General features: G+C 67.0%; 12 protein-coding genes. 7 read left to right on the top strand and 5 right to left on the bottom strand.

Annotated elements, in window-relative coordinates:
• The first annotated feature begins 13 nt into the window (after positions 1 to 13).
• The 4 genes from murJ (at position 14) to ACYX4P_RS03025 (ending at position 3978) form a co-directional block, all read left to right on the top strand.
• Positions 14 to 1609 carry a murein biosynthesis integral membrane protein MurJ gene (murJ, locus tag ACYX4P_RS03040; protein ID WP_248120650.1) on the top strand — a complete coding sequence of 532 codons (1596 nt, stop codon included), beginning with the start codon at positions 14 to 16 and terminating at the stop codon, positions 1607 to 1609.
• 123 nt (positions 1610 to 1732) lie between these two features.
• On the top strand, positions 1733 to 2782 hold the full coding sequence (gene trpS / locus ACYX4P_RS03035; protein ID WP_248120652.1) for a tryptophan--tRNA ligase: 1050 nt from the start codon (positions 1733 to 1735) through the stop codon (positions 2780 to 2782).
• Between the two features lie 26 nt (positions 2783 to 2808).
• On the top strand, positions 2809 to 3501 hold the full coding sequence (locus ACYX4P_RS03030) for a GNAT family N-acetyltransferase (RefSeq protein ID WP_292046087.1): 693 nt from the start codon (positions 2809 to 2811) through the stop codon (positions 3499 to 3501).
• A 12-nt stretch (positions 3502 to 3513) separates the two neighbouring features.
• Positions 3514 to 3978, top strand: a complete 465-nt coding sequence (locus ACYX4P_RS03025; RefSeq protein WP_248120656.1) for an OsmC family protein — start codon at positions 3514 to 3516, stop codon at positions 3976 to 3978.
• A 191-nt stretch (positions 3979 to 4169) separates the two neighbouring features.
• On the opposite strand, the gene ACYX4P_RS03020 is transcribed toward ACYX4P_RS03025, so the two are convergent.
• The 3 genes from ACYX4P_RS03020 to ACYX4P_RS03010 all read right to left on the bottom strand — a co-directional run bounded on the left by ACYX4P_RS03020 (position 4170) and on the right by ACYX4P_RS03010 (position 6504).
• Entirely contained in the window at positions 4170 to 5102 is a 933-nt protein-coding gene (locus ACYX4P_RS03020; protein ID WP_292046086.1) for an NAD(P)/FAD-dependent oxidoreductase, read from the bottom strand.
• Positions 5080 to 5559: an Rrf2 family transcriptional regulator gene (locus ACYX4P_RS03015; RefSeq protein ID WP_248120659.1), complete on the bottom strand. Its 480-nt coding sequence runs from the start codon at positions 5557 to 5559 to the stop codon at positions 5080 to 5082. Before ACYX4P_RS03015 ends, ACYX4P_RS03020 begins: the two co-directional genes overlap by 23 nt.
• 195 nt (positions 5560 to 5754) lie before the next feature.
• Positions 5755 to 6504, bottom strand: coding sequence for a dienelactone hydrolase family protein (locus ACYX4P_RS03010; RefSeq protein WP_248120661.1), 750 nt, complete (start codon positions 6502 to 6504; stop codon positions 5755 to 5757).
• A gap of 107 nt (positions 6505 to 6611) precedes the next feature.
• Here ACYX4P_RS03010 and ACYX4P_RS03005 point away from each other — a divergent pair, with 107 nt between their 5' ends.
• Positions 6612 to 7241: a PadR family transcriptional regulator gene (locus tag ACYX4P_RS03005; RefSeq protein ID WP_248120663.1), complete on the top strand. Its 630-nt coding sequence runs from the start codon at positions 6612 to 6614 to the stop codon at positions 7239 to 7241.
• Positions 7238 to 8047 carry a siderophore-interacting protein gene (locus tag ACYX4P_RS03000; protein WP_248120664.1) on the top strand — a complete coding sequence of 270 codons (810 nt, stop codon included), beginning with the start codon at positions 7238 to 7240 and terminating at the stop codon, positions 8045 to 8047. The genes ACYX4P_RS03005 and ACYX4P_RS03000 overlap by 4 nt, the downstream gene beginning before the upstream one ends.
• Here ACYX4P_RS03000 and ACYX4P_RS02995 read toward each other — a convergent pair.
• Positions 8034 to 8684 carry an alpha-ketoglutarate-dependent dioxygenase AlkB gene (locus tag ACYX4P_RS02995; RefSeq protein ID WP_248120665.1) on the bottom strand — a complete coding sequence of 217 codons (651 nt, stop codon included), beginning with the start codon at positions 8682 to 8684 and terminating at the stop codon, positions 8034 to 8036. The genes ACYX4P_RS03000 and ACYX4P_RS02995 overlap by 14 nt on opposite strands.
• Entirely contained in the window at positions 8647 to 9030 is a 384-nt protein-coding gene (locus ACYX4P_RS02990; RefSeq protein ID WP_248120666.1) for a hypothetical protein, read from the bottom strand. Before ACYX4P_RS02990 ends, ACYX4P_RS02995 begins: the two co-directional genes overlap by 38 nt.
• Before the next feature lie 292 nt (positions 9031 to 9322).
• Between ACYX4P_RS02990 and dnaK the strand changes: the two genes are divergently transcribed.
• A complete protein-coding gene (gene dnaK / locus ACYX4P_RS02985) occupies positions 9323 to 11230 on the top strand; it encodes a molecular chaperone DnaK (protein WP_248120674.1) in 1908 nt (635 codons plus the stop codon).
• The last annotated feature ends 150 nt before the right edge of the window (positions 11231 to 11380 follow it).

Below are 11380 nucleotides of genomic sequence, written 5' to 3'. Positions count from 1 at the left end.
GTCGAATGTCCGCATGAGCCTCGCCCGCAACACCCTGGTCCAGTCCAGCCTGACGCTGGGCAGCCGAATTCTGGGCTTCGTGCGCGACATGGCCCTGGCGGCGCGGTTCGGTCAGGGGCCGATGATGGACGCCTTCACCACCGCGTTGATGCTGCCCAACATGTTCCGACGGCTGTTCGCCGAGGGCGCCTTCGCCCAGGCCTTCGTGCCGGTCTATGGCGGCGTGCGGACGCGCGAGGGCGAAGAGGCCGCCGCCGTCACCGCGTCCGAGGCGCTCAGCTTCATGCTGGCGGTGGTCGCAGGTTTCTGCATCCTGCTGCAGGTGATCATGCCATGGATCATGCCGTGGATGCTGTCGGCCTATCGGGGTCAGCCCGAGGTGCTGCGCGCGGCGGTGATCGCGACCCAGCTGGCCATGCCCTATCTGGCCTGCATGACGGTGGCGTCGCTGCTGTCGGGCGTGCTGAACACCGGCGGTCGGTTCGCCCTGTCGGCGGCCGTTCCAGTCTTCCTGAACCTGTGCACTTTGGCCGCCCTGTTGCCGCCGATGATCCTGCCTATTCCGCAGGAGACCGTGCTGCTGATGGTGACGGCGGCGGTGACGGTGTCGGGACTGATCCAGGCCGGTCTCTTGTGGTGGGGCGTGCGGCGGCTGGGTATAAAGCTGAAGATCGGCCTGCCCCGCATCACGCCCAATGTCCGCCACACCCTGGCGCTGGCCGTGCCGGGCGCGCTGGCGGGCGGCGCGCTGCAGATCAATTCGCTGGTGTCGCAGTTTCTGACCGGATCGGACGAGGGCGCCCGTTCGGTGCTGTATAACGCCGACCGCCTGTATCAGCTGCCGCTGGGCCTGGTCGGGGTGGCCATCGGGCTGGCTCTCGTTCCCCGTCTGACGAAGGCCTTCGTTTCCGGCGATCACGAGGGCGGGCAGAAGACGCTGGACGACGGCATCAACCTAGCCATGGCCTTCACCCTGCCGGCGGCGGTCGCCCTGTTCGTCATTCCCTTCTTCATCATCGACGCCACGGTGACGCGCGGCGCCTTCACCTCGGCCGACGCCGCCCGCACAGCCGATGTGCTGCGCCAGTTCGCCTGGGGCGTGCCCGCCTTTGTGCTGGCCAAGGTCCTGACCCCGCCCTTCTTCGCGCGCCAGGACACGCGCCGGCCGATGATCTTCGCCGTGGCCAGCGTGATCGTGACCGTCATCCTGGGGTCGGGCCTCTTCTTCTGGTTCCGCGCCCAGGGCTGGGACGGGGTGCTGGGCCTGGCCATCGCCACCAGCACCTCGGCCTGGATCAACGTCGGCCTGCTGGGCGGGGTGCTGATCCGCGAGAACAGCTGGCGACCGTCGCCCGCCTTCCTGTCGCGTTTCGCCCGCGTAGTCGCCGCCAGCGTCATGATGGCCGCCCTGCTGTTCGCCGCCGACGTCTTCTACCCGCAGCTCAGCCGCATCTTCCTGGCCAAGGAGATCGCGGTCCTGATCGTCTGCGGCGTGGGCGCGGGCCTTTACGGCGCCTGCCTGTTCCTGTTCCGCGCCGTCACCCTGTCGGAACTGAAGGCGACCCTGCGCCGCGAGCCGGGCGGCGGCGCAGTCTCCGGTCTGGACTGACCGGCGCCGAACCGATAAGCGCGAGGCCATGATGAACTCGGGCCTCATTTTCGACCTGCGATGGCGCGGCTGAACCGCCGTTCCCTTCGCCACGCCTGATGTTGTTTTTCCGAGATTCGATCCATGACTGACCCGACCCCGGCCCCCGCCGCCCCGGCCTATACCGGCCCGCGCCGCATCCTGTCCGGCATCCAGGCCTCCGGCGCCCTGCACCTGGGCAACTACCTCGGCGCCCTGAAGCGGTTCGTCGAGCTTCAGGACCAGGGCGCGCCGGTCTTCGTCTTCGTCGCCGACATGCACGCCATCACCGTCTGGCAGGAGCCGGAGAAGCTGGCCGCCCAGACGCGCGAGATCGCCGCCGCCTATTTGGCCTCTGGCCTTGATCCGGCCAAGTCGATCATCTTTCCGCAGTCGTCGGTGCGCGCCCACGCCGAACTGGCCTGGGTCTTCAACTGCGTCGCCCGCCTGGGCTGGCTGGACCGGATGACCCAGTTCAAGGAGAAGTCGGGCAAGCACAAGGAACGCGCCTCGGTCGGCCTCTACACCTATCCGGTGCTCCAGGCGGCCGACATCCTGCTGTACAAGGCCACCGAAGTGCCGGTCGGCGAGGATCAGAAGCAGCATCTGGAACTGACCCGCGACATCGCCCAGAAGTTCAACAACGACTTCGGCGTGCCCGGCTTCTTCCCCGTGCCCGAACCCGTCATCCAGGGACCTGCGACGCGCGTCATGTCCCTGCGCGACGGGGCGGCGAAAATGTCCAAGTCGGACCCGTCCGACAACAGCCGCATCAACCTGACCGACAACGCCGACACCATCGCGTCGAAAATACGTAAGGCCAAGACCGATCCGGCGCCCCTGCCGGAAACCTTGGAAGAACTGAACGACCGCCCCGAGGCCAGGAACCTGGTCGCCATCTATGCGGCGCTGTCGGGCCAGACCCGCGAACAGGTGATGGCCGAGTTCGGCGGTCAGGGCTTCGGCGCCTTCAAACCGGCGCTGGCCGATCTGGCCGTGTCGTCCCTGGCGCCCGTCACGGCGGAAATGCGCCGCCTGCTGGATGATCCGACCGAGATCGACCGGGTGCTGAAGGAGGGCGCCGAACGCGCCGCCCAGGTCGCCGACCCCGTGGTCGACGAGGTCAAGAAAATCGTCGGCTTCTGGCGCGCCTGAGCTGCGCCGCCGCAGAGACATCGGTCATGAGCCATCCCCTCGACCGGGGTGTCTGGAACGCCCTGAACACCCGGCTGTCGTCCTTCGCGACGCTGGACTCCAACGCTCACGCGGCGCGCATCGACCCTGAGGTCGGGGTCTTTCTGGCCTGCGCCGACGACACGTCCGACAGCATCGCGGCCTTGAGCGAACTGGCGCGCGCCTATCCGGGCTCGGCTTTGATCGAGGTGGAAGGCGCCGCGATCGCGGATGTTCTGCCTAGCGGGGTTGCTGTCTCCAGCCGCATCCCTCTGGTGCAGATGACGGCCCAGGCCCTGACCGCCAGCAGCCGCTCTGTGACCTATGAAACCCTGACCGAGGCCGACGCCCCGGCCATGCTGGCGCTGGCCACCCTGACCAAGCCCGGCCCGTTCCGCTCGTCCACCCGCAAGCTGGGCCCCTTCATCGGGGTGAAGCAGGACGGTGAACTGATCGCCATGGCCGGGCGTCGTCTACGGGTCGACGGCTTCACCGAACTGAGCGGCATCTGCACCCACCCCGACCACCGGGGAAAGGGTCTGGCCGCGGCCCTGTCGCGCGCTGTGGTGGCCGAGATTCTGGCGAGCGGCGAGACCGCCTTCCTGCACGCCTTCGCCGATCATGAGGCGACCATCGCCTTCTATCGCTCGCTGGGCTTCGAGGTTCGGGCGCGGATGACCTATACGATTCTGGCGGACTGACAGGAGGACGGCATGGGCGTCTATGAGGCCAAGATCATCTGGGAGCGCGGCGACCAGCCCTTCCTCGACAAACGCTACAGCCGCGCCCACACTTGGACCTTCGACGGCGGGGCGGTGGTGCCGGGATCATCGGCGCCGTCCAGCGTGCCCCTGCCGATGTCGGACGCCTCGGCCGTCGACCCGGAGGAAGCGATGATCGCCTCCCTGTCCAGCTGCCACATGCTGTGGTTCCTGGCCTTCGCCGCCAACGCCGGCCTGGTGGTGGACGCCTATGCCGACGAAGCGTCGGGCAAGATGGGCAAGGACGACGACGGCCGCCGCTATCTGGCGGAGGTCACTCTACGCCCCTACACCAGCTTCAGCGGGCGCGAGCCGGACCAAGCCGAGATCGACGCCCTGCACCACCAGGCCCACGACCACTGCGAAATGGCCCATTCGGTGCGGGCCAGGATCAACATCGAGGCCCGGCTGGGCTAGGTTCAATCGACATTCAGTCGGTTGAAAATCTTAGATCGTCATTCTGGGGCTGAACGAAGCGAAGAACCCGGAACACAGGGCTGCAGCACCTTTGCTGGGCGCATTCGACTCTGAATCGCGAGCCTCCTGGGTTCCGGGTTCGTCCTGCGGACGCCCCGGAATAACGTTTTGGAGGTGACCGTCGGTTGCTGTCAGGCCGTCTCTTCCTCGACCAGCGAGCGGAAGAGGGCGTGGGCCGCCGTCATGCCGTCCGCCGTCGCCAGGGTGATGTTCGACGCCGCGCGCGCCAGATCGCCAGCGGCGAAAACGCCGGGTTGGGATGTCTGCTGCAACCCGTCCACCTTGACGATACGGCCCATGGGCGTGTCGATCATCTCGCAGCCCAGCCGTTCCGCAAAGGGGCTGGCCACGCGGACACTGGCCCCGACAAAGATCGCTTTCAGCGGTATGACCCGCCCATCCGTCAGGCGCGCGCCGGTCAGGGCGGGCGCTTCGCCCTCCAGCGAGGCGATGGGCGTCGGCTCCATCATCACCCCGCGTCGATCCAGCCGACGGGCGTCTTCGGGCGACAACGGGTTGGACAGGTCCATGAACAGGGTCACCTGCCCCCATTCGGCGACCGTGACGGCGTACTGCACGGCGTGCTCGCCCCGTCCCAGCACGCCGATGGGGCCGCCGCCGACCTCATAGCCGTGGCACCAGGGACAGTGCAGGGCCGTGCGCCCCCAGCGTTCCTTGACCCCCGGAATATCGGCCAGCACGTCCTCGACCCCGTGTGACAGCAGCAGCCGCCGCCCGCTGGTCCGCGTGCCGTCCGCGAAGGCGACCGAGAAGCCGCCGTCGATCCGTTCGACCTCAACCGCCTCGGCCATGCGGAAGGCGGCGGTGGGATAGGCCGACACCTGGGCGCGGGCGACGGCGGCGATCTCGGCGCCTGGCTTGCCGTCCTGACTCAGGAACCCGTGAGCCCGCGCGGCGAAGCGGTTTCTGGGCCTGCCGTCGTCGACAATCAGCACCCGGCGACGCGCCCGCGCCAGCTGCATGGCCGCCGACAGACCGGCGTAGGAGCCCCCGATGATCACGGCGTCATGCGGCATGGGTTCAGGCTTTCCCGTGGTGGGCATGGAGGCGATCTCTTTGAGGATGGGCGGCCATCCGGCGCGAGAAGTCCGCCGCCAGATCCGCCAGGGTGATGTCGTTCAGCCGCGCCGTGAGCAGGGCGCGCGCGGCGGCGTAGGTTTCGGCCAGGGCGTCGTTGACCGCCGCCTCGACCAGACAGCCGTCGGTCTCGACCGGCGGGGTTTCGGGAAATAGACCCGGCTCGCCCAGCGCCAGATTAACCTGTCCCAGCGTCACCTGATTCAGCGGTCGGGCCAGTCGCCAGCCGCCGCCGTGGCCCTTCTCTGACACCACCAGCCCCTGTTCACGCAGACCCGCCATGGTCCGGCGCACCACGACCGGGTTGGTCGAAAGGCAGGTCGCCAGCATGTCCGAGGTCATCGGCGCCCCATGCCGCGTCTCATGCTCGGCCATGTGCAGCAGGGCGTGAAGGATGTTGGAGAGACGGCTGTCGCGTTTCATGTAACTTCAATTGTTACGTGATGGGCCGTCCGTCAAGTCAGACGCCTGAGATTATTTTCAGACCCGCAGGCTCATCCAGATCGCCAAAGCGGTCAGCAGGCCGCCCGACAGCACGCCGCCGGCAAAGATCAACGCCACGTGTTCCTGTTTTGAAACGATGAACTTCATGGGCTTGCTCTGCTTCAACGCCATAATTCAGTTATGCGGAGCCACGTCTTTCAGGAAGGCCCCGAAGCGACGTAGCGCCTCCAGCGTCAGTTGCGGATCATGGCGCATGGGGCCGTTGTTGGTGGGCTCGTCAAAGGCGTGGGTGCCGACGGCGACCCAGCTTTCGACCTCGGAACCGCAGTTTCGGATCATGGCGTTGACCCGGTCGGCGTTTCGCACCGTGGTCAGGTGATCGCTCTTGCAGGTGACGGCCAGAACCTTGGGGCAATGCCGCCAGGGCTTCATCCTGTTGAAGGCGAACGGCCCGATATAGGGGTACATCAGCCAGACCGCCTTGACCCCTGACAGGTCCACGTCGCCGGGGTTGGAGACGCCCAGCGTATTGGGCGTGCGGTCCGCGCTCATCATCTCCATGATCGACCAGCCGCCGTGGCTCCAGCCGCCCAGAACCAGTTGCGTCTTATCCACATCGGGCCGGGCGGACACGCCCTGGATCGTCGCCAGCACATCGCCCGCCCGCTCGTAACCCCGGAACGACAAGCCGGTGCAGACCGCCGTGAGGGTGAAAGCCCGGCCCCAGCCGCGCGGACCGTAGGAATCGATGATGAAGGCGCGCCATCCCGCCGCCCTGGCGACCTCGGCATAGCGCGGCAGGTGATCGCGCAGCCCCCCGCAGCCATGAAACAGCAGAACCGCAGGTCGCGGCAGGGCGTCGTCCGGCCCCACGACGGTCAAGTGCGGTTCAAGGCGGGCCCAGCGGCGCTTCAGGTCGTCCATCCCTCTTTTACGCCGCAGCTTGAAGGCGAAAGCCAGCCCCCTTGCACATTTCGATATTCAGATATATCTGAACCGAGGTGAATAGATATATCGAAAAGGAATCGATCATGCGATCCATGGGGATCCTCAAAGGCCGACGCGACGGATGCGGCGGACGCCACGACCGACACGGCGGTTTCGGCCACGGCTTCGGTCGGGGAATGCGCGGGCCGCGCGGGGCCGATTTCGGACCGGGTTGGGAAGGGCGGGAAGCGCGCGGTCACGGCCACGGCCGGCGCGGCGGCGGTCGTCTGTTCGACCACGGCACGCTGCGCTGGGTGCTGCTGTCGCTGATCGCCCAGAAGCCCAGCCACGGCTACGAGCTGATCAAGGCGGTGGAGGCGAAACTGGGCGGCGCCTATTCGCCCAGCCCTGGCGTCATCTATCCCAGCCTGACCCTGCTGGAGGAGATGGGCGCGCTGGAGTCCGAGGCCCATGGCGGCAAGAAGCGGTACGCCATTACCGACGCCGGCCGCGCCATGCTCGCGGAAAACGAAGAGGTGCTGAAGGCCGCCGAGGCGACCATGAACAAGTTCTCCGCCCGCGCCATGCGGCCGGCCGCCATCCACGACGCCATCGGGCGCCTGCGCCACACCATCCATGCGCGGCTGACCGGCGAAGCCGCCCTGACCGAGGACCAGGTCCAGGCCATCGCGACCATATTGGCCGAGGCCGCAGACAAGGTGGAGAAGGCATGACCGACGCGCTTCGCATCACCCGTCGGGTGCGCCACGACCTGAAGTTTCGCACCCTGAACGTGGCCGCGGTCCATGACCTGACGCCCGATCTTCGCCGCATCGTGCTGGAGGGGCCGGAACTGGCGGGTTTCATCTCGGCGGCGTTCGACGATCATGTGAAGATCTTCCCGGCGGCCGAGGGGCAGACCCCGGTCATGCCCACGGCGGGGCCGGACGGACCGATCTTTCCCGAACCGCGCCCGGTCGCGCGCGACTATACGCCCCGCGGCTATGATGGGGCGACGAACCGGCTGACGATGGACTTCGTGACCGGACATGGCGGGCCCGCGACCGAATGGGCGATGAGCGCCAAGGTCGGCTCGGTCCTGGGGATCGGCGGGCCGCGCGGGTCCTTCGTCGTACCGACCGCCTTCGCCGACCATGTGCTGATCGGCGACGAAACCGCGCTGCCCGCCATCGCCCGCCGACTGGAGGAGTTGCCCGCCGGAGTTCGCGCCCATGCGGTTATCGAGGTCGCGGATGCGGCGTCGCGCCTGGACCTGCACAGCCAGGCCGAGGTCGCCTTGACCTGGGGGACCCGGGACGGCGCACCGCGCGGCCGGACCGAAACCCTGCTTACGGCGGTCGAAACGGCTCTGGCTGGGGTCGATCCGTCCGACGCCTATATCTGGATCGCCGCCGAGGCCGCTGTCGCCAAGACTCTGCGCGCCCACGTCCTGGCGCGTGGGTTCTCGCCAAAGACGATGAAGGCGGCCGGCTATTGGCGGCTGGGCGGCGCCGGCGGGGAAAAGATCAACCTGGACTGACGCCGGCCCGTCGCAGCGTCAGGTTCAGCCGCCCGCCGCCGGGGATCAGCCGCGACGACCCCGCCAGCACGCGGTCGATCCCATGCCGCGCCAGACGGGCCGGCCCCGTCAGGGCGCAGACGTCGCCGCTGTTCAGCCGAAGGCTGGTGGTGCGCCCGCCCTCGGCCGGACCTATGCGGAACAGGGCGGCGTCCCCCAGGGACACCGACAGGACCGGCGCCCCGAGATCGGCCTCGTCGCGATCCTGATGAAGGCCCATTTTGGCCCCCTCGCGATAGAGGTTGACCAGACAGGCGTCGGGCGGCTCGGCCCAGCTCACCGTGTCGCGCCACAGGTTCAGCAACACGGTCGGGATCGCGGGCCACGCGCGCCCCGTCGCGGGGTGCGTCGCCTGATACCGATAGCCGGCCCGGTCCGAGACCCAGCCCAGCGAACCGAAATTGCTCATTTCGACCGAGAAGGGCCGTCCGCCCGGCGTGATCGGCCGATAGAGCGGCGCCTGCTCGAGCCGTTCGAACACGTCCGCGACCAGCGCCGCCTGCCCCGCCGCATCGAAGGCGTCCGGCCACAGCCGAAAGCCCTCCACGGCGGTTCCGACCTCAGCGGGTGTAGGTGTAGTCGCTGATCTCACAGACATTGATACGCGACCGCGTCAGCTCCTGGCCGTTGGTGAACTCGGCCTTGAAATCATAGACGCAGGCGCCCGAGCCGTCATCGATGTTGATGCGGACATTCTGGCCGTCTTCCAGCACGTCGGAACCCAGGATGTCTTCTTGCCAGTCGTCTGTGCGCGAGTCCGAGGCGTAGAAACGCAGCATCGTCCAGCCGGTGCGGTTCTGGATGGTGACATGGCGATCATAGCCGTCGCGCGATTGCATCGGCGCCGGCTGGGCGGTCGGTTGCGACGGCGGCGCAGCGATGGCGGTTCCCGCGCCCGCAAGCATCGCCACGGCGACGGCGGTTTTCAGCATCATTCGGGTCATGGTTTTTTCCCTTCCCTCGGCGACGCTCCCCTGACCATCGCCACGCCGCCCTTATGCCTCAGGATCGACCAACGAGCATCGTTGAATTTCATCGTTCTTCGAACCGAAGGAATCGCAGATCGCCCTTGCGGGGCCGGGGGATTTTCCCATATCGGGGCCAGCTTCGGAGAAACCCCGCGAAAACTGGGGCTATCCGGCCCCTACAACGCCAACCCAACCGGGGGCGGTCACGCGCGGCGCTTCGTCGAAGGCCGCCGCATCGCCCGCTGAACGAGAGAGACAAAGAACGCCCATGGCCAAGATTATCGGCATCGACCTCGGCACCACCAACTCCTGCGTGGCCGCCATGGATGGCAAGACCCCCAAGGTCATCGAGAACGCCGAAGGCAACCGCACGACCCCGTCGGTCGTGGCGATCCAGGACGGCGCCGAAGTGCTGGTGGGCCAACCCGCCAAGCGCCAGGCCGTGACCAACCCCTCCAACACCTTCTTCGCGATCAAGCGCCTGATCGGCCGCAGCTTCGACGATCCGGTGGTCGCCAAGGACAAGGGCATGGTGCCCTACGAGATCGTCAAGGGTCCGAACGGCGACGCCTGGGTGCGCGCCTTCGGCAAGGACTATTCCCCGCAGCAGATTTCGGCCTTCATCCTGCAGAAGATGAAGGAATCGGCCGAAGCCTTCCTGGGCGACAAGGTGACCCAGGCCGTCATCACCGTGCCGGCCTATTTCAACGACAGCCAGCGCCAGGCCACCAAGGACGCCGGCAAGATCGCCGGCCTGGAAGTGCTGCGCATCATCAACGAACCGACCGCGGCGGCCCTGGCCTATGGGCTGGAGAAGAACGACGGTCAGAAGATCGCCGTCTATGACCTGGGCGGCGGCACCTTCGACGTTTCGATCCTGGAGATCGGCGACGGCGTCTTCGAGGTGAAGTCCACCAACGGCGACACCTTCCTGGGCGGCGAGGACTTCGACCTGCGCCTGGTCGACTATCTGGCCGACGAGTTCAAGAAGGAGCAGTCGGTCGATCTGCGCCAGGATAAGCTGGCCCTGCAGCGCCTGAAGGAAGAGGCCGAAAAGGCCAAGAAGGAGCTGTCGACCACGACCCAGTACGAGGTCAACCTGCCGTTCATCACCATGAACGCCTCGGGTCCGCTACACCTGAACATCAAGCTGACGCGCGCCAAGCTGGAATCCCTGGTCGACGATCTGGTTCAGCGCACGATCGAGCCGTGCAAGAAGGCCCTGGCCGACGCCGGTCTGAAGGCTTCGGACATCGACGAAGTCGTCCTGGTCGGCGGCATGACCCGCATGCCCAAGGTGCAGGAAGCGGTGAAGGCTTTCTTCGGCAAGGAGCCGCACAAGGGCGTGAACCCCGATGAAGTCGTGGCCCTGGGCGCCGCCGTTCAGGCCGGCGTGCTGCAAGGCGACGTCAAGGACGTGCTGCTGCTGGACGTGACGCCGCTGACCCTGGGAATCGAGACCCTGGGCGGCGTCTTCACGCCCCTGATCGAACGCAACACCACCATCCCGACCAAGAAGAGCCAGACCTTCTCGACCGCCGACGACAACCAGTCGGCCGTGACGATCCGGGTCTTCCAGGGCGAGCGTCCGATGGCGGCGGACAACAAGATGCTGGGCCAGTTCGACCTGATGGGCATTCCGCCCGCACCGCGCGGCATGCCGCAGATCGAGGTCGCCTTCGACATCGACGCCAACGGCATCGTCAACGTCTCGGCCAAGGACAAGGCGACCAACAAGGAACAGTCGATCCGCATCCAGGCGAACGGCGGCCTGTCGGACGCCGACATCGACAAGATGGTCAAGGAAGCCGAGGCCAACGCCGCCTCCGACAAGGTGCGCAAGGACCTGGTCGAGGCCCAGAACGCGGCCGACAGCCTGATCAACTCGACCGAAAAGGCTCTGGCCGAACACGGCGACAAGGTCGGCGCGGACGAGAAAACGGCCATCGAGACCGGACTGGCCGAGCTGAAGGCCGCCCGCGAAGGCACGAACGCCGAAGACATCCGCGCCAAGACCAACACCCTGGTCCAGGCCTCGATGAAGCTGGGCGAGGCGATGTACGCCCAGCAGCAGGGCGCGGGCGAGGGAGAAGCCGCCCCGGCCGACGACGGCGTTGTCGACGCCGAGTTCGAGGACGTCTCGGACACGGACGGCGACGACAAGAAGAGCGCCTGATCCGCCACAGGTCGCTGAAATGATATGGCCCCGCTTGTCTTGCGATAGGCGGGGTCTTTTCATGAAACTTGCATCATTCGTCCCGGCCCCCATGTCAGCCGGGACACCGTAGTTCCGTCATCGCCCGCAGAGGCGGGGCGGAGCCCGGCA

Source organism: Brevundimonas sp. ABV4_179 (genome assembly GCF_056311945.1).
The sequence above is the reverse complement of the archived record's forward strand: the minus strand, read 5'-3'. Positions and strand labels throughout refer to the sequence as shown.

Bases quoted from the DNA above. Each gene is read 5' to 3' on its own strand.
- murJ (WP_248120650.1), top strand. From the start codon at position 14: ATGAGCCTCGCCCGCAACACCCTGGTCCAGTCCAGCCTGACGCTGGGC.
- trpS (WP_248120652.1), top strand. From the start codon at position 1,733: ATGACTGACCCGACCCCGGCCCCCGCCGCCCCGGCCTATACCGGCCCG.
- ACYX4P_RS03030 (WP_292046087.1), top strand. From the start codon at position 2,809: ATGAGCCATCCCCTCGACCGGGGTGTCTGGAACGCCCTGAACACCCGG.
- ACYX4P_RS03025 (WP_248120656.1), top strand. From the start codon at position 3,514: ATGGGCGTCTATGAGGCCAAGATCATCTGGGAGCGCGGCGACCAGCCC.
- ACYX4P_RS03020 (WP_292046086.1), bottom strand. From the start codon at position 5,102: ATGCCCACCACGGGAAAGCCTGAACCCATGCCGCATGACGCCGTGATC.
- ACYX4P_RS03015 (WP_248120659.1), bottom strand. From the start codon at position 5,559: ATGAAACGCGACAGCCGTCTCTCCAACATCCTTCACGCCCTGCTGCAC.
- ACYX4P_RS03010 (WP_248120661.1), bottom strand. From the start codon at position 6,504: ATGGACGACCTGAAGCGCCGCTGGGCCCGCCTTGAACCGCACTTGACC.
- ACYX4P_RS03005 (WP_248120663.1), top strand. From the start codon at position 6,612: ATGCGATCCATGGGGATCCTCAAAGGCCGACGCGACGGATGCGGCGGA.
- ACYX4P_RS03000 (WP_248120664.1), top strand. From the start codon at position 7,238: ATGACCGACGCGCTTCGCATCACCCGTCGGGTGCGCCACGACCTGAAG.
- ACYX4P_RS02995 (WP_248120665.1), bottom strand. From the start codon at position 8,684: ATGTCTGTGAGATCAGCGACTACACCTACACCCGCTGAGGTCGGAACC.
- ACYX4P_RS02990 (WP_248120666.1), bottom strand. From the start codon at position 9,030: ATGACCCGAATGATGCTGAAAACCGCCGTCGCCGTGGCGATGCTTGCG.
- dnaK (WP_248120674.1), top strand. From the start codon at position 9,323: ATGGCCAAGATTATCGGCATCGACCTCGGCACCACCAACTCCTGCGTG.